General features: G+C 54.9%; 17 protein-coding genes. 2 read left to right on the top strand and 15 right to left on the bottom strand.

The features are described 5' to 3' along the window. Positions 1-59: 59 nt before the first annotated feature. The 6 genes from HVE01_RS10770 to HVE01_RS10745 form a co-directional block, all read right to left on the bottom strand. On the bottom strand, positions 60-695 hold the full coding sequence (locus HVE01_RS10770) for a sarcosine oxidase subunit gamma (RefSeq protein ID WP_125745291.1): 636 nt from the start codon (positions 693-695) through the stop codon (positions 60-62). Next, positions 688-3,738: a sarcosine oxidase subunit alpha family protein gene (locus HVE01_RS10765; RefSeq protein WP_146944067.1), complete on the bottom strand. Its 3,051-nt coding sequence runs from the start codon at positions 3,736-3,738 to the stop codon at positions 688-690. The genes HVE01_RS10770 and HVE01_RS10765 overlap by 8 nt, the downstream gene beginning before the upstream one ends. Then, entirely contained in the window at positions 3,735-4,076 is a 342-nt protein-coding gene (locus HVE01_RS10760) for a sarcosine oxidase subunit delta (RefSeq protein WP_125745287.1), read from the bottom strand. Before HVE01_RS10760 ends, HVE01_RS10765 begins: the two co-directional genes overlap by 4 nt. 25 nt (positions 4,077-4,101) lie before the next feature. Then, positions 4,102-5,352 carry a sarcosine oxidase subunit beta family protein gene (locus tag HVE01_RS10755; protein WP_146944065.1) on the bottom strand — a complete coding sequence of 417 codons (1,251 nt, stop codon included), beginning with the start codon at positions 5,350-5,352 and terminating at the stop codon, positions 4,102-4,104. Between the two features lie 47 nt (positions 5,353-5,399). Next, positions 5,400-6,713 (bottom strand): serine hydroxymethyltransferase, encoded by a 1,314-nt coding sequence (glyA, locus tag HVE01_RS10750; protein ID WP_125745283.1) that lies wholly within the window; start codon positions 6,711-6,713, stop codon positions 5,400-5,402. 320 nt (positions 6,714-7,033) lie between these two features. After that, positions 7,034-8,140 (bottom strand): FAD-binding oxidoreductase, encoded by a 1,107-nt coding sequence (locus HVE01_RS10745; RefSeq protein ID WP_146944063.1) that lies wholly within the window; start codon positions 8,138-8,140, stop codon positions 7,034-7,036. A gap of 361 nt (positions 8,141-8,501) precedes the next feature. On the opposite strand from HVE01_RS10745, the gene HVE01_RS10740 reads away from it, so the two are divergent. Next, positions 8,502-9,788, top strand: a complete 1,287-nt coding sequence (locus HVE01_RS10740; protein ID WP_146944061.1) for an aromatic ring-hydroxylating oxygenase subunit alpha — start codon at positions 8,502-8,504, stop codon at positions 9,786-9,788. A 185-nt stretch (positions 9,789-9,973) separates the two neighbouring features. Next, a complete protein-coding gene (locus HVE01_RS10735) occupies positions 9,974-10,600 on the top strand; it encodes a TetR/AcrR family transcriptional regulator (protein WP_125745277.1) in 627 nt (208 codons plus the stop codon). A 137-nt stretch (positions 10,601-10,737) separates the two neighbouring features. On the opposite strand, the gene HVE01_RS10730 is transcribed toward HVE01_RS10735, so the two are convergent. The 9 genes from HVE01_RS10730 to HVE01_RS10690 form a co-directional block, all read right to left on the bottom strand. Continuing rightward, positions 10,738-11,589, bottom strand: a complete 852-nt coding sequence (locus tag HVE01_RS10730) for an ABC transporter permease (protein WP_125745275.1) — start codon at positions 11,587-11,589, stop codon at positions 10,738-10,740. Positions 11,590-11,592: 3 nt separating this feature from the next. Further along, positions 11,593-12,846 (bottom strand): ABC transporter permease, encoded by a 1,254-nt coding sequence (locus HVE01_RS10725; RefSeq protein WP_125745272.1) that lies wholly within the window; start codon positions 12,844-12,846, stop codon positions 11,593-11,595. A gap of 90 nt (positions 12,847-12,936) precedes the next feature. Beyond that, the gene (locus HVE01_RS10720) at positions 12,937-14,040 is read right to left on the bottom strand and encodes an extracellular solute-binding protein (protein WP_125745270.1); all 1,104 of its coding nucleotides are present in this window, start codon (positions 14,038-14,040) and stop codon (positions 12,937-12,939) included. A 79-nt stretch (positions 14,041-14,119) separates the two neighbouring features. Further along, positions 14,120-15,256 (bottom strand): ABC transporter ATP-binding protein, encoded by a 1,137-nt coding sequence (locus HVE01_RS10715; protein WP_125745268.1) that lies wholly within the window; start codon positions 15,254-15,256, stop codon positions 14,120-14,122. A gap of 394 nt (positions 15,257-15,650) precedes the next feature. Further along, positions 15,651-16,682, bottom strand: a complete 1,032-nt coding sequence (locus tag HVE01_RS10710; protein WP_146944059.1) for a 2,5-dihydroxypyridine 5,6-dioxygenase NicX family protein — start codon at positions 16,680-16,682, stop codon at positions 15,651-15,653. A 131-nt stretch (positions 16,683-16,813) separates the two neighbouring features. Beyond that, positions 16,814-18,322, bottom strand: a complete 1,509-nt coding sequence (locus HVE01_RS10705) for a sodium:solute symporter family protein (RefSeq protein WP_146944057.1) — start codon at positions 18,320-18,322, stop codon at positions 16,814-16,816. Beyond that, the gene (locus tag HVE01_RS10700) at positions 18,315-18,503 is read right to left on the bottom strand and encodes a hypothetical protein (protein ID WP_089039321.1); all 189 of its coding nucleotides are present in this window, start codon (positions 18,501-18,503) and stop codon (positions 18,315-18,317) included. Before HVE01_RS10700 ends, HVE01_RS10705 begins: the two co-directional genes overlap by 8 nt. Before the next feature lie 21 nt (positions 18,504-18,524). Beyond that, positions 18,525-21,539: a c-type cytochrome gene (locus HVE01_RS10695; protein WP_244973772.1), complete on the bottom strand. Its 3,015-nt coding sequence runs from the start codon at positions 21,537-21,539 to the stop codon at positions 18,525-18,527. Beyond that, positions 21,532-22,020, bottom strand: a complete 489-nt coding sequence (locus HVE01_RS10690) for a (2Fe-2S)-binding protein (protein ID WP_146944055.1) — start codon at positions 22,018-22,020, stop codon at positions 21,532-21,534. Before HVE01_RS10690 ends, HVE01_RS10695 begins: the two co-directional genes overlap by 8 nt. Between the last annotated feature and the right edge of the window lie 128 nt (positions 22,021-22,148).

Below are 22,148 nucleotides of genomic sequence, written 5' to 3'. Positions count from 1 at the left end.
GCATGTATCTCTGTTAGCGGCAGAAGATAGCGGCCGAAGCAACGCTTCGGCCAGCCTGATTATTGTTTTACGTTCACGCCATACTCTGCTGCTGCATCCAGTAGCCAGCGGTAGCAGTAGTCGGCAAAACTGCGCCGCACGACTAACTCCCAACGCTCCTCACTGGGCCGACGAAGGATGGTCGTGGCCTTGGCGAAAACGGTAGTAACGCCTTTGCCCACTGGAAAGTGGCGGGGATGAACATCGTAGACCACCGCTTTCATCAACAGCTCGCGGGCCGCTTCTCCGGTAATCTCTAACACCGTTTGCCCACCACTGACATCGCTGATGGCGTAATGGGAATCCCCTAAACGCTCCCGCAGTTGCATCTCTAGAGGGAACTCCTCACCGCCAGGCACAATCACCAGCCACTCGTCAGGGGAAAGCCACTGAATAGAGCGTTCGCCGCTAGCATCCTGCACCAGCGCCTGGGGCTTACCAGGCAAGCTAATCCCCAGCACGTCGCGCACCGCTTCATCGAGAACGATAGCACCGCCTCGTAAGATTAGATGCCCTAGCATTGCCCGCTCGCGTAGCTGAACTCGACTTGAACTACCAGCACGAGGAGCGCCACTATGGCGGTAGCTAAAGGCTAACGGGGACTCTACCGGGATAGCGGTATCAGTACGGGTATCGAAAGTGGCCGCATTAGACATTTTGGCGCTCTCCCTTGGGGTCATAAAAAACGGTGCTGACGATTTCGGCTTCGTGAACTTGGCCGTCTGCCATAGGCAAATAGACGGTTTCGCCCATTTTCTTGAGACCGCCCTTAACTACCGCTAAGGCAAATCCAGATTCCAGAGTTGGGCTGTAGTAGCTGGAGGTCACATGCCCTGCCATAGGCATCGGGATCGCATGCTTGGGATCAAACACAATCTGCGCCCCCTCCTCTAGCACTACCGTTGGATCCTTTGGTTTTAGCCCTACTAGCTGTTTGCGGTTTTCGCGCTTGGTATCTTCTCGCGTCAGGGCTCGCTTACCAATCCATGAGAAAGGCTTGTCGTAACCTACACACCACTGCATGCCCAGGTCTTCCGGCGTCACGGAGCCGTCAGTTTCCTGGCCAACGATAATAAAGCCTTTTTCAGCACGCAGGACGTGCATGGTCTCTGTGCCATAGGGCGTCAAGCCATACTTCTCACCATGCTTGAACAGGGTCTGCCACACGTGCATGGCGTAGTTGGCTTGAACGTTAATCTCAAAGGTCAACTCACCGGTAAAGGAGATGCGATAGACACGTGCAGGCACCCCAGCCACTTTGCCAGCACGCCACTCCATAAACTTGAAGCTATCACGGTCGAGATCGATATCCGTCATCTCAGCCAGCAGCTTGCGGGCTTCGGGACCGGTAACCGTCATGGTCGCCCAGTGGTCCGTTACTGAAGAGAAGTAGACATCCAGTTCTGGCCACTCGGTCTGATGCCATAACTCCAACCATTCCAATATCGCTGCTGCACCACCGGTGGTGGTGGTCATCAAAAAGTGATTTTCAGCCAGACAACTGGTCACGCCGTCATCGGTGACCATGCCATCATCTTTACACATCAGGCCGTAGCGGCACTTACCAACCGCTAACTTCTCCCACTTGTTGGTATAAATACGCGCCAGGAATTCACGCGCATCCGGCCCTTGAATGTCGATTTTACCAAGCGTCGAAGCATCGAGAATCCCCACTTTCTCGCGCACCGCTGAGCATTCCCGAGCGACCGCTTCGTGCATAGTCTCGGTCTTGCCATTCACTTTCTGTGGGTAGTACCAAGGACGCTTCCACTGACCGACATCCTCAAACTCGGCGCCGCGCTCAACGTGCCACTGATGAAGGGCGGTATAACGCTCGGGATCGAACAGATCACGGCAGTGGCGACCCACGATAGCGCCAAAAGTCACCGGCGTATAATTAGGCCGAAATACCGTGGTGCCCACCTCAGGGATGGAGCGATTCAGGCAACGAGCGGCAATGGCCATACCATTAATGTTACCCAGCTTGCCTTGGTCGGTGCCAAATCCCATCGCGGTATAGCGCTTAATATGCTCGATAGACTCAAAGCCTTCCCGGGTCGCCAGTTCGATGCCCGCTGCGGTGACGTCGTTCTGCAAATCAACGAATTGCTTCGGTCCGCGCAGCGTGGATTTCTCATGGGGAACCTGAAAAAGTGCCACTGCTGGTCCCTGCTGAAGGCGTTCAACGCTAGGCAGATTAACCGGCTGAGCTGCGTGGCCGGTGGCAGCGGCTGCTTTAATACCCGCTTCAATACCCTCAGCAAGTACGTCTCCCAACGCATAAGTGCCATTAGCGCCGCCGCAGGCATGAACGCCCTTCACGAGCCCTGGCACAAAACCAAGAATATCGTCACGCCAAGTAGGCCGCGAGCCGGTATGGGAAGCCAAGTGAATGACCGGACTATAGCCTCCCGAACTAGCAATAGTGTCGCAGGCCAATTCCTGAACCGGACCGCTCACTCGGTAAGCACCAATATCGATCTTGGCCACCCGTGCGGCAGTGACTCGATTGCCGCCTTTCGCTTCGATAACGGCACTGCCGGTGATGATTTTGATACCTTGGGCACGGGCGGCATCGACCCAGTCCCCTGCAGGTGCTTCGCGGGCATCAACAACCGCCACCACCTCGCAGCCTGCTTCCTTCCAGTCTAAGGCGGCGCGATAGCCATTATCGTTACTGGTGGAAAGCACCAGTTGGCGGCCCGGTACGACACCATAGCGTCGAATGTAGGTAGAAACAGCACTTGCCAGGAGGTTGCCTGGAACATCATTTCCCGCATACACCAATGGCCGTTCGTGAGCGCCTGTGGCTAGGATCACCTGGCCAGCACGAACTCGATGCATACGGGAACGTACCAGGCGGTGGCCATTGACGACAGGCGCTGTTTCGCCCAGATGCTCAGTACGCCGTTCGTGCAGCGTCACAAAATTGTGGTCGTGATAACCGTTAGCCGTGGTGCGCGATAGCAACGTGACGTTGTCACATTCAGCTAGCTCTTCAAGCACTCGAGCAACCCACTGGTCTGCTGGCTTGCCATCCAGCGTTTCGCGGCTACCCAACAGTGAACCGCCCATTTCTTCTTGCTCATCAGCAACGATCACCCGCGCACCGCCACGGGCAGCAGCCAATGCTGCAGACAAACCGGCAGCGCCAGCGCCAACGACCAGCACATCGCAGTGTTGATGAAGGTGGTCATAGCTGTCTGGATCGGCTTCCATCGGGCTGCGGCCCAAACCTGCCGCCTTACGAATGTACTTTTCGTAGGTCAGCCACATCGATGCCGGTGCCATAAACGTCTTGTAGTAGAAGCCCGGCGGCATAAATTGCCCACCTAACTTGCCTACCAAGCCCATCAAGTCGCGCTGTACATTAGGCCAACCGTTGGTGCTACAGGCGGCTAATCCATCAAACAGCGCTTGCTGGGTAGCACGAACATTGGGCACCTGTGCTGCTTCGGTACTGCCTAATTGCACAATGGCATTGGGCTCTTCCGCGCCTGCGGCGACGATGCCTCTGGGGCGCGAGTACTTAAAGCTGCGGTTAACGATATCCACGCCGTTAGCCAGCAGCGCCGAAGCCAGAGTATCTCCAGGGTGCCCTTGATAACGCTGACCGTTAAAGGTAAAGCTCAACGTACGAGAGCGATCGATTCGGCCGCCAGTCGTTAGGCGGAACACTTGTTGCTTAGACTGGCTCATGCCCGCACTCCTTCTGGATGGCTTACCGCTGCCGCTTCGCGTGGCTGCTTTTGGCTGTCGGCAGTTATCGTCGGCTGCTCGCCCATTTTGTAGGTTTCGAGAATCTCGTAGCTCACCGTGTGGCGGGTCACGTTGAAGAACTTGCGGCAACCTACCGCATGCACCCACATTTCGTGATGCACCCCTCTGGGGTTATTGCGGAAGAAAAGGTAGTCACCCCACTCTTCATCGCTACACGCCTCGGGCTCTTTGGGTCGCTCAATATGCGCTTGGCCCTTGGGGTGGAACTCCTCTTCCTCACGGTGCTCGCCGCAGTAGGGGCAATAGATATAAAACATGTCGGATACTCCTCTCGTATGAACCCTAGTGGGCCACGCCGGCGGCGCCGTGCTCATCAATCAGCGCACCGCTATGGAAGCGGAACATGGAGAACGGCTCAGCAATGGGGTGCATCTCACACTTAGCCAAGCTAGCGGCAAACACGTGGCCCGATCCAGGAGTAGCTTTGAAGCCACCTGTGCCCCAACCACAGTTGAAGAACAACCCCTTCACCGGTGTTTTAGAGATAATCGGACAGGCATCCGGACAGGTGTCGACAATACCGCCCCACTGACGATTCATACGCACCCGGGAGAAGATCGGGAACATCTCGACGATCGCCTGAAGGGTATGCTCTACAGTGGGATAGCTACCGCGCTGGCCATAGCCGTTATAGCCATCAATGCCGGCGCCAATGACGAGGTCACCTTTATCAGACTGGCTGATATAGCCATGCACGTGATTAGACATCACCACGGTATCGAGAATCGGTTTGATCGGCTCGGAGACCAGGGCCTGTAGCGGATGGGACTCTAGGGGCAACTTAAAGCCGCCCATGTTAGCCAACACGCCAGAATTACCAGCGGTGACACAGCCCACTGTCTTGGCCTCGATATCGCCACGGTTGGTGTGCACACCGTAGATCCTACCGTCTCGGATCTTGAAGCCGGTAACTTCGGTCTGCTGGAGGATATCCACCCCGTGAGCATCAGCACCGCGCGCATAGCCCCAGGCCACAGCATCGTGCCGCGCTACCCCAGCGCGCGGCTGCCAGGAAGCGCCCATCACCGGGTAGCGAGCGTTCTTAGAGCAGTCCATGATCGGCACCAGCGCCTGCACACCCTTGGTGTCCAGCACTTCGCCATCAATGCCGTTTAGGCGGTTCGCGTTGACCCGACGCTGAATATCGCGCATATCCTGCAGGGTATGCCCCAGATTGAGCACCCCACGCTGAGAGAACATGACGTTGTAGTTAAGATCTTGGGAAAGCCCTTCCCACAGCTTCATAGCATGTTCGTAAAGGGCAGCCGACTCGTCCCATAAGTAGTTCGAACGCACGATGGTCGTATTACGGGCGGTATTACCACCGCCCAACCAGCCCTTCTCGATCACCGCGACATTCTTGACACCGAACTCTTTGGCCAAGTAGTAAGCCGTGGCCAAACCGTGGCCACCACCACCGACGATGATCACATCGTACTGCTTTTTAGGCGTGGGATTGCGCCATTGGCGCTCCCAGTTTTCATGGTGGCTCAGCGCGTGCTTGACCAGGCCGAAGCCGGAATAGCGTTGCATAGTGGTCTCCTTAGTTCAGCCGCGCCGGGCCTTGCCGGCAAGCCGATTCAAGCAATAGATTCGACGGCTTCAGCGACAGCTTCAGCATAGACAGGGTGCCGGGCACACACGTCACTCACTTTAGCCAGCACCTCGGCCTCAATGGCAGCGGTGTCACGTCCAGCAGCTAATACATCGAGGATGTCACAAATCCAGCCAGCTAATTCGCCACACTCTTGGGCATTGAAGCCACGCGTGGTGACCGCTGGAGTACCAATACGTAGGCCCGATGTCACAAAGGGGCTCTGGGGGTCGTTGGGCACCGTGTTCTTGTTAACAGTAATGTGCGCGCGGCCCAGTGCAGCATCCGCATCCTTACCCGTGACGCCCTGCTGGATAAGCGAGACCAAGAAAAGATGATCTTCGGTACCACCCGACACGACATCATAGCCGCGCTCCATGAAGACGCTGGCCATGGCTTGGGCGTTATCGATCACCTGCTGCTGGTAACGCACAAACTCCTGGCTCATGGCCTCCTTGAACGCCACCGCCTTCGCCGCGATAACATGCATTAATGGGCCACCTTGCTGGCCTGGGAAGACTGCACCATTAAGCTTTTTATAAAGCGCCTCGTCGCCATCCGCAGACAGAATCAGGCCGCCGCGGGGGCCACGCAATGTTTTGTGGGTAGTCGTGGTGACGACGTGGGCATGAGGCAACGGGCTCGGATAAAGGTTAGCTGCCACCAAGCCTGCAACGTGAGCCATGTCGACCATTAAGTAAGCACCCACTTCATCAGCGATCGTGCGGAAACGGCGCCAATCCACCACGCGAGAGTAGGCAGAGAAACCGGCAATGATCATTTTTGGCTGATGCTCGCGAGCCAAACGCTCAACTTCTTCGTAATCGATCTCACCCGTTTCCGGCTTGAGACCGTACTGAACGGCGTTGTAGTGCTTGCCCGAGAAGTTAGGGGCGGCACCGTGGGTTAAGTGGCCGCCGTGGGCAAGGCTCATACCTAGAATCGTATCGCCAGGTTTGACCAGCGCCATAAACACTGCGGCATTGGCCTGAGCACCGGAATGCGGCTGCACATTGGCATAATTGGCACTAAATAAGTTACAAGCACGTTCAATGGCTAAGGCCTCAACCTTGTCGACGAACTCACAACCGCCGTAGTAGCGACGACCTGGATAGCCTTCCGCATACTTGTTAGTCAGTTGGGTGCCCTGCGCTTCCATGACAAGCTGGCTGGTGTAATTTTCGGAGGCGATTAGCTCAATATGCGCTTCTTGGCGTACCGTTTCTTCAGCAATTGCTTCTGCAAGCAAACTGTCGTAACTGGCCAAACGTGCTTTGGGGGAAAAATTACTTTGAAGCATTGTCGCCTCCTGATGAGTGACTTTTTTATTAAGTGCTGGACGCTCTCTTTAACGCTGGCAAACCAAGGCTTTTATCAACCAGAGTTGCTATCAACCAGAGTTGTTATCAACCAAAATTCCTGCCAACGCTTTCTTACCGCGATACTATCGTTGGTTTCCTGGCCCAAGATACTTGTTGACGTCACCACTCGATGCATTTGCGACATCGACATCAATTAGCCTAGCTGCGCAGATAGACGATCATTGATTACCCATAAAAAAGCGCCCCAAACGGCAGAAAACCTTAAGGGGCGCTTTACTGAAAGTATTAAACAGAGGGGTTAAAAATCGACGATGAGATCCCCTTTAGGGCGACTGCAGCAAGATAGAATGTAGCCATCTGCGACATCCTCATCCGTAATGCCCCCGTTATGCTCCATATCCACCTCCCCCGACTTGAGCTCTACGCGGCAAGTTCCGCATATGCCCATACCGCATGCTTTGGGGATATGCAGACCCAACTTCGCCGCTGCTGCATGCACCGTTTCGCCAGGCTGAATGCGCACACTTTTGCCGGTTGAGGCGAACTCGATACTGTGCAAGTCCTTGCTATCAATATTTTCAGCTTCGACTTCTGCTTGCTCGGCCAGCTCACGTACATCATCACGAACGTCGACAGGCGTGGCACCAAACGACTCTTCGTGATAATGGCTCATATCAAAGTTATGGTGCCGCAAAATACGTTTAATGGCGTTCATATAGGGAGTAGGGCCGCAACAAAAGATTTCTCTCTCCATAAAGTCCGGCACCATTAACTCAAACAGCGGCTCGGTGAGATAACCACGGTAGCCAGCCCATGCCTCACCAATATCTTCCTTGCTCTCACAGATAATATGCAGTTTGAATTCGGGGATACGCGAAAACATATGCACCAATTCACGATGATAAATGACATCGCGGGGTGCTCGAGCGCTATGTATAAATTCAACATCAACAGCGGCATTAGTATCGAAAAGCCAGCGTGTCATAGACATTAAAGGGGTAATACCAACGCCGCCAGAAAGAAACAGCACTTTCTCGGCAGGAAAATCGATCGAGTTAAAGTTCCCGACCGGCCCATGTACCACCAGCTCATCGCCCACCTTTAAATTGGCATGCAGCCAATTGGACACAACGCCCCCCGGCACCTGCTTAACAGTAATCGAAAAACTGTAAGGAATAGAGGGTGAACTAGAGATTGTATAGGATCGCATGATCGGCTGATTATCGATCTCAAGCTCTAGGGTCACAAACTGGCCAGGCTTGAAGAAGAACAGTACCGGTTGCTCCGCCATAAAACAGAACGTGCGTACATCCTGGGTTTCTTGGATCACCTTAACGCAACGTACTTGGTGGCGGCCGTTAGTCCAGGTTTGGGTCGTGACCGGGTTAAAGAAATTAGTTGTCATTATCGCCTCTGCCTGACCAGCCTTCATCGCTATGCATTACCGAACTATATTGGCTATAGCCCAGCACCGTTGGTATGCATTTTGGGGACGCTCCTCTTAGCCGACTTACCTGACAACGACGCGCACTTACCTCGTGCCACTCTTAATTGCTTAGAAACCTCTTCTTTAGTCGCCGTTACGCCACCTGATGTCGCGGGCAGATAATTGGTAGGCGTTAGCCTGAAACACAATCAGACAATGTCATCAGGCTCCACTCGACTACAACGCCAGGTTACGCAACAGAACAACAAGATAAGCAATCTTGACCAACGGCCGCCACGCAGCCCTTGAGGGGAAAGCGGAGGTTTACGAGGATACTGGTATGGAAAAAAGCGTTTCTAATTGGATGGACGACCCACTCGCTGCGGCTCGTGAATCAACGGCCCAGATGCTGCAAGAAAGGGCACGTACCTTTTCACTTCCGCAGCCGTTTTATAACGATGCCCGTCTGTTTGCTCTTGATATGCAAGAGATTTTTGAAAAAGAGTGGTTGTTCGCAGGTATGACCTGCGAGATCCCCACCAAGGGTAACTTCATCACCTTGGATATTGGTGACAACCCCATCGTTATTGTGCGCGGTAGTGAAGGCGTTATTCATGCGTTTCACAATGTGTGCCGCCACCGTGGTTCGCGTCTGTGCGTAAAAGATAAGGGCAAAGTGGCGAAACTTGTCTGCCCGTATCACCAGTGGACATACGAGCTTGATGGCCGCTTGCTGTTTGCCGGTAGCGATATGGGCACTGACTTCGACCTCAACCAGTTTGGCCTCAAGCCAGTCAACGTCCAAACCGCTGGCGGCTTCATCTTTATCAACCTGAGCGAAGAGCCACCTGCCATTGACGATTTTCTGACAACGCTTGAGCATTATCTTGAGCCATACCAAATGGATAACGTCAAGGTTGCCACCGAATCCAGTATCGTTGAGCAAGCCAACTGGAAGCTTGTGATCGAAAATAATCGCGAGTGCTACCACTGTAACGGCGCGCACCCTGAACTGCTTAATTCATTGCAAGAGTTTGATGATACCGACGACCCCCGCGCAACCCCCGCCTACAAAGCGCTGGTAGCACGTAAACAAGCAGACTGGGACGCAGAGCAGGTGCCTTACCAGTTGAAACGGTTTGGTAAACGCAACCGCCTGACGCGTACGCCGCTACTGGATGGCATTGTCTCCATGACAATGGATGGTAAGCCCGGCAGCAAGAAACTGATGGGACGTTTATCAAGCCCCGATATGGGCTCACTACGCATCCTTCATCTGCCCAACTCATGGAACCATTTCATGGGCGATCACGCGGTGGTATTTCGCGTATTGCCAATTGGTCCGCAGCAAACCGTGGTAACCACTAAGTGGCTTGTCCACAAGGATGCCGTGGAGGGAGTCGACTACGACCCAGAACAGCTTCGCCGAGTATGGGATGCCACCAACGACCAGGATCGCCAGCTCGCCGAAGAGAACCAGCGCGGTATCAACTCAAAGGCTTATCAGCCTGGACCTTATTCTGAAACCTATGAGTTCGGTGTTATCGATTTTGTCAATTGGTACGCTGCTCGCATGCTTGAGAATCTAGGCCACGAGGCTCCCACGTTACAGCTAGCTCAAGGCTAGCGACGTCATTCAACACAAGACACGCAATTCACTGGCCCGCTGATGCGGGCCAGGCTTGTTTAGGCGGCACGCATAGGAACATTGATCATCAACCGTCACTAGAATCCAGCCATAAGCGCTAACCATGTGTACAGGCAAAAGACACATGTGTACACTATATCGCAACTCTCCTAAAGGTTAGCCTAATGCCCTCCTCTCATACGTCCACCACCAAAGGCTCCCAAGACGTCTGGCTTGATGCGGCGTTTGAGACGCTACTAGAATCAGGCATCGATAGCGTACGTATTCAGCCTCTGGCCAAGCGTCTAAAGCTTTCTCGGACCAGTTTCTACTGGTTCTTTAAAGACCGTGAGTCACTGCTCGAAGCACTGATCGCGCGCTGGCGTGAAAAGAACACCCAAGGGCTGGTGCATCAGACGGAAGCTTATGCCGAGAACATCGTCGAGGCGATGCTTAATGTCTTTGACTGCTGGTTGAACCCTGACTTATTCGACTCTCCGCTAGAGTTCGCCATGCGCAGTTGGGCGCTACAATCGGCGCCGGTGGTAAGTGAAATCGAGGCTGCCGATGCCACACGCATCGAAGCCCTTACACGCATGTTCCAGCGCTACGGTTATGATTCATTGGCAGCTAACGTCCGTGGCCGCACGATCTACCTAACCCAGATCGGTTATATCTCGATGAAGACTCAAGAGCCGCTCAAAGTGCGCATGCAGCGCATCCCCGCCTATGTCGAAATATTCACCGGCCAGCCTCCTGGCGTCAGGGAACTGCAACGCTTCCATGCCCGCCATGGATATGTAGCAGAATAGTAAGCCGATGCCGTCGAGTCGCGTAACACCCACGCAACCCTCTATGACGCACTCAGGTTAGCCAAAAATCTGCCATATAAAGTGCTGATCCTCACCGTTCCTGATGAGAACCAACACAGCATCAGCTCTGCTTGGACTCAGTCGGGAGAGAGTCCCCGTAGACGCTCACTACGCCGACGTAGCAGCTCAAGCGTGGTAAGCAGCAGCATCGAGAGCAGCACCAGCAGGGTCGCAACCGCAAGGATTGTCGGGCTAATCTGCTCGCGAATGCCCGACCACATTTGAATCGGCATGGTACGTTGCTCGGGCCCTGCAATGAATAGCACCACCACTACCTCGTCGAAGGACGTAATGAAAGCAAACAGCGCTCCTGATACCACTCCCGGTGTCACCAGAGGCAGTACCACCTTAAAGAAGGTTCGTGTCGGGTTAGCGCCGAGACTATGCGCCGCGCGGATCAGCGTAGTATCGAAGCTCGATAGCGTAGCGGTCACGGTGATGACCACAAAGGGAATGCCGAGCGCCGTATGCGCGAGGATGACGCCAACGTAGGTCTGGGCGAGATTGACCTTGGAAAAGAAGAAGAACATCGCCGCCGCAGAGATGATCAACGGTACGATCATCGGCGAGATCAACAGCGCCATGATCGCGCCACGCGCAGGCATATGCCGACTCGATAACCCTAGCGCCGCTACCGTCCCTAGCACTGTAGCTAGCAGCGTGGAGGCAATACCGATGATAAAGCTGTTTTTGATGGCATTGAGCCACTCGCTCGATGTGAAAAAATCCTGATACCAGCGCAACGAATAACCGGCCGGGTCGAGCGTCAGCATTTCCTTGCTGAAGGTGAAGTAAGGTTGCGCATTGAATGACAACGGTATTATCACCAATAGCGGCCCGATCAGAAACAGGAACACCAGTCCACATATAGCCAGAAAGATGTAATGCCAAATGCGCTCGCCACGGGTGGCATAGGAAGGAATAGCCATCGTTTACCCCAGCTTGACCTTGTCGACGCCGATCAGACGATTGAATACCAGATAACAGACAATCACTACGAACAGTAGAATGGAGGCAATCGCAGCCGCCAGTCCCCAGTTGAGCGAGGTCTGCATGTGGTAGGCGATGTAATTAGTGATAAAGCGACCCGACTGCCCACCCACCAACGCCGGTGTGATGTAGTAGCCAATCGATAGTATGAATACCAAGATGCCACCAGCGGCGATGCCAGGGATCGTCAACGGAAAATAGACCCGACGAAAACTGAGAAATGGCTTGCCTCCCAACGAGCGCGCGGCGCGCATATAGCTGGGTGGAATGGTTTTCATCACCGAGTAAAGCGGGAGAATCATAAAAGGCAGCAGGATATGCGTCATGGCGATGATCGTGCCCATCTTGTTGTGGATCATCTGCCACCGCGCCTCATCGGCGATCACGCCGAGGGCCACCATCACATCATTGAGCACCCCCTGTGACTGCAGGATAGCAATCCAGGTAGTGGTGCGTACCAGCAACGAGGTCCAGAACGGCAGCAGAACCAGGATCATCAGCAGGTTAGAGTGACGCATCGGCAGATTCGCCAGCAAAAAGGCCACCGGAAAACCGAGCGCTAGCGTCAGCCCCGTGATGACAGCGCTCATCCATAGCGTTCGCCAAAACAGAGTGGCATGGATCTGCATATGTTCCGGCACTTTGACGATGTCGCCGTCGGGGCTCAACTGGCGATCTACCGCCGCCAGATAATACGACATCGTATAAGGAGACGCTTCGCGCTGGATCAGCTTCCAGGTATCAAGCTCTCCCCAGGTATCGTTAACCTCGATCAGCGACTCGCGATACGGCGGCTCCAACCCACCAACGCGGCGTGCCGTTCGGCTAATGGTCGAACGCATGCCCGACTTTTCATAGTTCAGTCGACTGGACAACAGCCCCAGGTTGCGTTCCTGCTGACCGACGCGAAGGTCCTCAGCCAAGGCGGCAAAGGCGGCTTCATCGGGTAATGACTGCCCATTCCAGTCTTCCAGCGCCGCAACGGTTCGTGATAGATGGGTAGACACTTCAGGATTATCGACACTACGCCACAGCATTTCGAACAAGGGCATCAGAAAGGCGATCAACAGAAATGCCAGTAGCGGCGCCACCAGCAACAGCGCCTTGATTTTAGAGCGTCGCACGGTGCGACGCAGGCTAACCTTGAGCGGCACGCCATCGGCCGTTGTCAGAGGAGCTGCAGACGGTTCGGACACGTAGATCTCTCCATCAGGCAAAAGAAGTGATCAGCAACGATCAGCTATCGGCATGCCGCCGCCCGACTGTCAACGGACGGCGGCAATGCCTTACTGGGCTAGCCAGGCGTTGAAGCGCTGAGTCAGCTCATCGTTGTAGTCCGCCCAAAACAGATCATCTTTTTGCAGCGCCGTTGCAAAGTTCGGCTCGTGGGTTGGCATGTGCGGCGTCATATCGATGCCAGTTTCGGCGTGGGTGGAGACTAGCTCAGAAGAAGAAAGGCGTGCTGGGCCATAGGAAATGTACTGAGCCTGATCGGCGAGTCGCTGGGTGTCGGTAGCGAAGTAGAGATAATCCTTCACCTTGTCGAGCTTGCCGGTGGGCACCACCCAGCCATCCAGTTCGAACACCTGCGCATCCCAAATAATTTCGAAAGGTTGGTCTTCAGTGACCATGGCATTAAAGATCCGACCATTGTAGGCGGAGGCAAAGGCGACTTCCTGATCGGCCAACAGCTGAGGTGGCTGGGCGCCCTCTTCCCACCAGATAACCTCATCTTTGATGGTATCTAGCTTGTCGAAGGCTCGCTGCACGCCCTCTTCAGTCTCAAGCATGGCGTAAACGTCATCACGATCGACACCATCGGCGATCAAGGCCCATTCCATATTGTTAATCGGCTTGCGCAGCAGAGCTCGCTTGCCGGGGTAGTTTTCCAGGTCGAAGACATCCTCAATGGTGCTGGGCTGAGCGTCCTCTGGGAACATCTCGCTATTGAAGGCGACAATATTGGAGTAGACGATGGACGCCACAAAGCAGTCACCCAAGCCCCCTTCGACGAAATCCTCGCTTGGCGGTGTACCATCCGGGGCGTCGGCCAGCAGTTCATCGTGGTCGAGAGGCTCGATAAGCCCTTCGTCGCAGGCAATCATGGCATCGGCGGGCAGCATGTCGACTAAATCCCAGGTCACGTTGCCAGCCTGAGATTGAGCGCGCAGACCGGCCAAAGCGTTACCACTGCGGTCGATATTGACAATCTCGTCGCCAGTCTTCTCTATCCACGGCTTATCGTAAGCCTCGTGCTGGCTCATGCTGTAAGCACCGCCCCAAGAAACAATATTCAGCGTCTGCTGGGCATGGGCACTAACCGCCACGGCAAGTGCCGATATCCCCACGGCAGCGATACTTGTCTTAGCAACGCGATTGCTGATTTTCATAGAGACTCTCCGTTTGCTGTTGTCATCGCCGCCGGCACCATCGGATACCGAGAAACGGCGTACTTGACTGCCGTCCGGCTCATGCATCCAACGCGCGGCAATCGGCACTCGACCAGCCAACCTGAATGTGTTGGCCGGGGCGCATCACCCCACCCCCTTGGGCATTGGGCGTTTTCAAAATAAAGTCATCATTACCGCACACCGACACCCGCGTGCGTAGATGGTCGCCAAGGTAGATAACCTCTTGCACCGTTGCGCTGAACTGGTTGTCGAACTGCGCGCCGTCGGTATCATCCGGCAGGATGCTGACCCGCTCGGGTCTCAGGGACAGCGTTGTACGCGAGCCTACGTCGCCCACCGCCACCGCTTTGGCAATCACCATATCGCCGCTATCCAGGCGCACCTTGCAGTCACTACCGAGGTGCTCGATAACGTCACCCACCAAGCGGTTGTTCTCGCCGATGAAATACGCCACAAAGGCATTTTCCGGCCGTTCGTAGAGTTCGTCCGGAGAGGCTAACTGCTGCACAATGCCATCGTTGAAGACCGCAATGCGGTCAGACATAGTCAGTGCTTCGGTCTGGTCGTGGGTGACGTAGATCATGGTTACCCCAAGACGGGCGTGAATGCGCTTGATCTCGTACTGCATCTCTTCGCGAAGATTCTTGTCCAGCGCGCCCAGCGGTTCGTCCATCAGCACCAGATCAGGCTCAAAGACCAGCGCGCGGGCCAATGCCACCCGCTGCTGCTGGCCGCCAGAGAGCTGCGCCGGGCGGCGATCACCAAACTCTTCCAGGCGCACCATGGCCAGTGCTTTAGCCACTTTCTGCTTAATCTCCGCTTTGCTGAGATGACGTACCTCAAGCGGAAAAGCTAGATTCTCGGCCACCGTCATGTGCGGGAATAACGCATAGTTCTGAAAGACCATGCCAATGCCACGCTTGTGCGGCGGCAAGCCGCTAATTGGCTTGTCGTTCAGCAGAATCTCACCATGGGTGGGGGTTTCGAAGCCTGCCATCATCATCAGACAGGTGGTCTTTCCAGAGCCCGAAGGGCCCAGCAGGGTGACGAATTCGCCCTTGCGGATATCAAGATTGAAATCTTTGACGACCAGCTCAACACCGTCATAGCTCTTTTGGACATTGACGAAGCGAGCAAAACTCGACGGCACTTCTGCCGCCGTCGTCCCCCCAGCACCTGCAAGGGTCTCATTCATGCACATTCCCCGTTAAAAGCTCTGTTGCGCAAAGGTAAGTGCATGATTCAACACATGCCTCCACACATCCCCAGGCTCCCTATTGGTTTATATTTTTTCCTAATACTTATTAATGACCATAAGGTGAGTCTGTGGCGCATTACAATTTCTGGGGGGACAATTAGCGTTGAAAATCAACCTGTCACAGGCATAGCAAAGTCAACTACGGGGGGGAGATGTTTTCTAGCATCGAGACACGGCAATGCCCATGGAGGATTCCCCCATGGACAGGAGCGGCGCTATCGGTTAGGTCATATTCGAGCGGCAAGCGGCATACTTAAACACACAATGACATCGTTGCGTTCATCTTCGCACTATTCTTTGCCTATTCTTTGCACTATGTATTGCTTGCCTGTCAGTTTCTGTCCATCTGCAGCTCTTTTACGACAATATCACCATCAATCACGATGGGGTTATCATCAAGAAACAGTGAGCAATTACGCATCGGGATATCCAAGTGGCAGGCGGTATCATTTGTGCCACCTAGCTCGCTGTTCGGGCCGGTGGAGAACATCACGTTGCCATAAAAACTGCGCGGTTCCATCCCCATGCCACCCGGGAACTCTCCCGGCACCATGCGGTGCCACTTGGCATTAGGGTTCATGCCCCAGCCCACATGACTCATGCCCATGCCGCGCGGGTCGTTAAAGCTATCCATGTAGGATTTCACTAGCTCCGCATCGAGCCCACCGCGTATATCGGTAATCCAGCCCTTTTCAATGGTGTAGGTAATCGGCTCTCTGACATACATGTTCTGAGGTAGCAAAATATCGCCCGGCGCCACCACAATAGTGCCATCAACGCCATCGTCATCCCCTCCGGTAAACACAAAGCCAGAGGGCCAGTGATCCCAACGCCCCGGTTCGTCGGTACAGGCATACTCAGCAACCGTCTCATAAGTATTCAGCTGGTAGGTGACATCAGTGCCATGGTGCGAGGTGATGCGCATCACTTTGGCTTTTTCCAGCAGCGCGGCGGCTAGCTCAACCTTTTCCCTTAGCCCCTTGGTAGGCAGCATTCTGGCCAGTAGTTCGGGCGGTTCAACCGCCGTCAATATGCGCGTACCCGCAGCTTGGATCGCCATTTGCTCGGGAGAGAACAGCAGGAAAATACAGTCGATCAACATGTCGCAGTTCTTAAGCGCTTCTACCGCATCGGGCATACCAGCAAGCCCCGTCGCTCCCACAGCCCAGCCCCCTGTAGGTAACGGCGCGGGTAACCGCATGTGGTACATATTGGCACCTAAACGCTGCCCCGCCGCCATAAAGGCATCCGCATAATTAAGGCGTTCGCTTCCTTGGGTCAGTACAACGAGTTTTTCGCCTTCATGTACGCCGGACATTTTTAGCTGGTGGAGGCAAATTTCGACAAAGCTTGAGTGATCCATAAAGTCTCCTAACTCCCCAAACGGAAGCACCGCTATGCTGTGTACCGGGAAGTGTTAACTGAGAGCGCTCGTGCTCACCTTTGTGCACACCAAGCGCTCTATGGTGTTATCGGTTCAAAGCTGAACGTCAATTAGGCAGCCGCTTCTTTCGTCGCTTGATCGGTGGTAGTACGGCGCTTTTTACCCAGCTCTTCCGCGATGGCGGTAAAGAAAGCGTCCGAAGAGGCTTGATGAGGCTTAGTCATAAGGCTAACGCCAACAAACAGCACACTAGCGACCACAATTCCCCAAACGCCAGCGGGCAGACCCAACAGCGAATTGCCAGTGGCATACATCAACAGCACAAAGGCGCTGGTGCCCACTACGCTTACCAGCGCACCGACGCCAGTACCGCGCTTCCAATAGAAGGCACCGATAAGTGCCGGCACCATGGCTACCAGACCGGAGGAAGCAGCTACCGACAGCACTGCAATCAGGTCAAGCTGGAGCTCGGCAAAGGCCAGCGCCATCAGTGCGATTACCGGCACCACGAACTTACCTACCAGCAGTTGGCGCTTTTCACTGACGTTCGGTTTAACGTTCGCATAGACGTCGCGGGAGACCATAGATGCCAGCGTCAGCATGATCGAATCGATGGTGGAGACGGCGGCGGCCATGATGCCGATCATGACGATGACGCCAAGTACTGGCGGCACAAACTCCGAGGCCAGCAGCGTGGGCGTAGCTAAATCTGCACTTGCAAGACTTGGGAAAGCGGCTAAAGCAGAGAAGCCCCAAAGCACAGAGACCATAGTGTAGATAAAACCAAATACCAGGAAGCCAATCAGCATGTGGCGCATGGAGCGCAGCGAGGAAGGCATAAACAGGCGTTGACTGACCTGCGGGTTGGAAATACTAAAGAAGAACCAGGGAATAGTTAGCCCCAGGAAAGTGACAAAGCTGAACAAGCCAGGGCCGGGCACCGTCAGCGACTGTGGATGTTCCGTTGCCAGCGTATCGAATAGTGCGCCGAAACCACCCAGGCCTTGGATCACCAAGAAGGCCACCAGGGTTGAGGCAACAATCATCATGATGGCCTGGAGCGAGTCGGTCCACATCACCGAACGAATACCCGCGATATAGGAGAAGAAGATGGCAATGGCAGTGGCCAGCACCACCCCAGTCGTAAAGGTAATCGCGCCATCAGTAATCCCCTGTAACAGGTAACCGACACCTGCGAGCTGAACGGCTGAATAGGGAATCAGGAAGACACAACTGGCAATCGAGACAGCCATGGCCACATGTTTGCTGTTGTAGCGGTGTCCTAACATCTCGCTGGGGGTTACAAAACCAAACTTCTTGCCCACCGCCCAGAATTTTGGCCCGAAGATAGCCACAAGCGACACACCGGCGAAATAGATAATTTCAAAACCGAGCGCTCCCACGCCACCGGCATAGGTAAGACCTGCCAAGCCCACCATCATAAAAGCACTGTAGGTAGTGGCACTGTAACTCAGCGCCGAGACAAAGCCGTTCATTTGTCGGTTACCCAGAAAGTATCCCGACATACTTTCGGAAGGACCTTGGCGAGACATAATCGCAATGCCAATAGCGATCAATAAGTAGATGGCAATCGACCACCAGATGAGTGACTCAGTCATTGCTGTGCTCCTCAAAATCTTTAGTGATAAACACATTCAGCGCAATGATGATCAGCCCTGCCAACATCCAAAACAGGAAGCTGCCGTACCAGAACGCGACTCCGCTTAGAAGGGTGTAAGGCACTAGGTAGCTCAGCAGGACAACTGCCCATACTAGCCATATCCATTTACTGCGTTTCATAATCCACCTCGTTTTATTACGTCAGGGAGTAGAGTGAGTGTTGTTGTAGTGAGGCTGGCGTAACTCTGTGATGCGTTGTTTTGCTTGTTGCCAAGGTGCTTTCTCTGGAGCAAAGCGCGCTCGGAGATAGGCCGTCAAATCAGCGACCTGGGTATTACTAAAGCTGTCGGCAAAGCCTGGCATGCTGCCGATACCGGGAACGTGTTCGGCGTGAACACCGCCCAAAATTGACTGAATAACGTTATCGGGATGGTCGCTGTGCAAGTTGGTATTCAGCGCCAGATTAGTGCTCGCCCTCGAAAAGCTAGGAACGCCAGAGTCGACATGGCACGCCGCACAAGCACCCTCGAAGAGCCGCTCTCCTGCCTCTAGCCCTGTTGAGCTAACGGCCGCACTGGCCACGCGCTGCGTAGCGTCCGCCACCGCCGCATCGCTATTCCCGGTTGGTGCCTGCATTTGGGCGGCCACATAGTGAGCAATCGCCCGCACATCGTATTCAGGTAGCTCCGCCAACCCCGCTACCACCGGGGCCATAGGGCCAGAGGCAACGCCGTGAAGCTCAGATTCACCGTGGCGCAGATAGTCGTAAAGCGATGTTTCACTCCATGGGATGGGCGCACGCGACAGCCTATTAAGCGGTGGTGCTTCCCAACCATCTACAAAGGCACCGGCAAAATACGCCTCGCCGTTTTTCTCAGCCCCCATGGCATTACGGGGGCTATGACAGGCGCTGCAGTGGCCCAACCCTTCGGCGAGATAGGCTCCCCGGTTATACAGCTCGCTTTGCATGGGATCAGGCTGGAAAGGAGTGGCATCGTGATAAAGCGTATTCCAGCCTGCCATTAAGCTACGCACGCTGAAGGGGAACGCGAGCGCATTGGCGTTTTTTTCAGCCGCGACAGGAGGCTGAGCCATTAAGTAGGCGTAAAGCGCCTGTAAATCGGCATCACTGGTCTTGGCAAATGCCGTATAGGGGAACGCGGGATACAGGTGGCTGCCATCACGGCTAATGCCATGGCGCATAGCGCGTTCAAAGGCTGCGTAAGACCACCGACCAATCCCCGTCGCCTCATCCGGGGTAATGTTAGTGCTGTAGAGCGTCCCGAAAGGAGTTTCAAATTCGCGTCCACCGGCATTGGTCACGCCACCCTCTGTGGTATGACATGCCGCGCAGTCGCCTGCCGCTGCGACGAGCCGCCCGCGCTCAATGGTTTCGGCGGAATAGAGGTTGGCGGCTGGCCGAGAAACAGGCGCAATGGCGCCTTTCCACGGCCAGGCCATGGCTGCAGTGCCCGCAATAGTGGTGAACGCTGCCGCGGCTAACCATCGACGCTTCGGGGATCGCGACTGTTTAAATTTTTTAATTGGGAGTCTAGTTTCTTCTGTAGAAGAGGCTTCAAGTGCCTGACGAACGCGTTTGGCGGTAAACGGTGGTTGGCGAAAACGTAGGCCGGTGGCATCAAAAAGTGCATTGGCGATTACCGCAACACCTGGCGATAGCTCCGCACCGCTTAACACATCTTCGCTGACGCTATGATTAACGCCCTCCTCAGCAGGGCTTAACGAAGAAGCACCGGCTGGTAAGCCCGCTGAATAGTCACTTGTCGCTAGCGTACGACTGCCGTCACCCCACTCGTCGAAACTGGGCGCTTGCCCCAAAAGGGGACGCGCTTCGCCCAATACTCGGGCCTGTAGCGTTTGCTGCAGGCGATCAGTATCCACGTCAGGGCCAGCATCCTGCCCCACCACCAAACGGGTAAGCTGAACATCGCCGGTGACAAGATTGACCTCCACGTCGGCAATCCAGGCCGAGCGCACTCCCGATTCCACGCGCTGATTCCGATCGGGCAACTGCGAGTAGGCAAAGCCCCGCCCGCGCAGTAGATCCTGGGATAAAGCGTCCGCGGATGGATCGGATGCCCTTGGCCATTCGGCCCGTTTAGCCACGGACTCTATCAACTCTATGCCACGTGCATCGTCAAGATGGCGAAGCCGCAGCGCGACAGGGTCTTGGTCACTCTCGCGGGCAACCTCATCTAAAAAAGACTCCCGCGCAAACGTCTGCTGTATCCCCATCAAGGTGGCATTCGTGGAGAGTGACGCTGGCTGGCAGCGTGCGGCAAGATATTGGTCGCGAAATATATAGGGCGAAAATGGCGTTGTGTCTTGCTCACCGGTGGTGGCCTCAGCGCTAGCGGTGGCTATCGCGGCCCTACCGCTTAACAGCAACCCTACGCCAGCCACCTCACCCGTGAGGTTGGCCTGCTGATAGTGATAACGGGCTATCTCACCACTACTGGCAATGTCTGCGTTTAGGCTAATTCGCTGCGCTTGGCCTAATGCCTGAGCATCCTTGGCGTAGTGGGCATCGAGCCAAACGGCTACCGGGCCACCCACCGTCCGCGACATCAACGCCGCATCCACGGCGGCATCGTCACCGCAATGGCGGCCCAGCCCTGAGGCCTGGTTTGATGCGTGCTTATCATCAGCGCTGTAAAGCTCAATCTGGCTAATATCCAGCGCGGTTAACCGGCTTAGGTCCTGTTTAAGCGCCGCTGGGGTGACGGTTTGCCCCCACACACTCAATTGTTGGTCGCGACAATCGGCAATTACCCAACTGGGGTGATTGCCCCAGCGCATGCGACTCGGCCAGCCATACTCATGGTTCGAATGCATGTCCGAATGGCTAGGCTTTACAAGAGGCGACTCAGAGGGCTCTTGACCTCTTTCAGGCACTTTTCCGGATGCTTGTTGAACGGCCTGCCACTCAATCTTCAACTGTTTCGCGGCATCGGTCGCCAAGGCCAAACTATCGGCAACCACCGCCACAAAATTCCCATCCACCACGACTTCAATAGAGCCAGAGAGTGAGGCAATGCTATTGTGATCGACGCCAACTAAGCGATCACTCTCAAAACGCTCGCCATTCCACCGATAGTAAGGTGGACGCACCACGACACCAAAACGCGCCTTCGCTAGCAGCGCGGGGATGTCGGTCTGCTTTTGCTGGCCATGGCGCATCGCCCCTTCACTCATGAGAAGCCTCCTGCAACGCGGCCGCGTTAATAACTACGGCACGCTCCGCTGCCTGGAGAATTTCAACATGGGTGCCACATCGGCAGAGGTTATGCTCTAAAGCGGTGCGAATCTGATGTGCAGAGGGTTGGGCATTATGATTTAGCAACGCTCGAATAGTGATGATCATGCCGTTCAAACAGTAGCCACACTGGGCTGCCTGAGCATCGATAAAGGCTTGCTGAACAGGGTCAAGCTCTTCGCCATGGGAAAGACCATCAAGGGTGGTTACCTCATGACCAACAGCAGCAGACACGGGCAGCACGCAGGTGCGTGCGGCCATGCCATCAATCAATACACTGCATGCCCCACACTCACCCAAACCACAGCCATACTTAGGTCCATTGAGCGCCAAGTCGTTACGCAACACATTGAGCAATGGTGTCTGTGGCGGCACGGCCAACTCGTGTTCGTGCCCATTGATAGTTAGCTTTAGCGTCATAGGGGGTCATCATCGTTATTGTTAAGCCCGCCCTCTTGCTCTGAATAGGGCTTGGGTATGACTTAGATACTACTAATAAATACTGCCTGCCAAACACGCTTCGTAGCGTCTTCAACCAGCCTATTTTC

Origin of the sequence: Vreelandella venusta, from assembly GCF_007989605.1 — a bacterium.
In the GTDB taxonomy this organism is placed as follows: domain Bacteria; phylum Pseudomonadota; class Gammaproteobacteria; order Pseudomonadales; family Halomonadaceae; genus Vreelandella; species Vreelandella venusta.
This window is presented reverse-complemented; position numbering and strand designations above follow the sequence as displayed.

Excerpts from the sequence above, each read along its gene's own strand:
- HVE01_RS10770 (WP_125745291.1), bottom strand. The coding sequence starts at position 695 with ATGTCTAATGCGGCCACTTTCGATACCCGTACTGATACCGCTATCCCG.
- HVE01_RS10765 (WP_146944067.1), bottom strand. The coding sequence starts at position 3,738 with ATGAGCCAGTCTAAGCAACAAGTGTTCCGCCTAACGACTGGCGGCCGA.
- HVE01_RS10760 (WP_125745287.1), bottom strand. The coding sequence starts at position 4,076 with ATGTTTTATATCTATTGCCCCTACTGCGGCGAGCACCGTGAGGAAGAG.
- HVE01_RS10755 (WP_146944065.1), bottom strand. The coding sequence starts at position 5,352 with ATGCAACGCTATTCCGGCTTCGGCCTGGTCAAGCACGCGCTGAGCCAC.
- glyA (WP_125745283.1), bottom strand. The coding sequence starts at position 6,713 with ATGCTTCAAAGTAATTTTTCCCCCAAAGCACGTTTGGCCAGTTACGAC.
- HVE01_RS10745 (WP_146944063.1), bottom strand. The coding sequence starts at position 8,140 with ATGACAACTAATTTCTTTAACCCGGTCACGACCCAAACCTGGACTAAC.
- HVE01_RS10740 (WP_146944061.1), top strand. The coding sequence starts at position 8,502 with ATGGAAAAAAGCGTTTCTAATTGGATGGACGACCCACTCGCTGCGGCT.
- HVE01_RS10735 (WP_125745277.1), top strand. The coding sequence starts at position 9,974 with ATGCCCTCCTCTCATACGTCCACCACCAAAGGCTCCCAAGACGTCTGG.
- HVE01_RS10730 (WP_125745275.1), bottom strand. The coding sequence starts at position 11,589 with ATGGCTATTCCTTCCTATGCCACCCGTGGCGAGCGCATTTGGCATTAC.
- HVE01_RS10720 (WP_125745270.1), bottom strand. The coding sequence starts at position 14,040 with ATGAAAATCAGCAATCGCGTTGCTAAGACAAGTATCGCTGCCGTGGGG.
- HVE01_RS10715 (WP_125745268.1), bottom strand. The coding sequence starts at position 15,256 with ATGAATGAGACCCTTGCAGGTGCTGGGGGGACGACGGCGGCAGAAGTG.
- HVE01_RS10710 (WP_146944059.1), bottom strand. The coding sequence starts at position 16,682 with ATGGATCACTCAAGCTTTGTCGAAATTTGCCTCCACCAGCTAAAAATG.
- HVE01_RS10705 (WP_146944057.1), bottom strand. The coding sequence starts at position 18,322 with ATGACTGAGTCACTCATCTGGTGGTCGATTGCCATCTACTTATTGATC.
- HVE01_RS10700 (WP_089039321.1), bottom strand. The coding sequence starts at position 18,503 with ATGAAACGCAGTAAATGGATATGGCTAGTATGGGCAGTTGTCCTGCTG.
- HVE01_RS10695 (WP_244973772.1), bottom strand. The coding sequence starts at position 21,539 with ATGAGTGAAGGGGCGATGCGCCATGGCCAGCAAAAGCAGACCGACATC.
- HVE01_RS10690 (WP_146944055.1), bottom strand. The coding sequence starts at position 22,020 with ATGACGCTAAAGCTAACTATCAATGGGCACGAACACGAGTTGGCCGTG.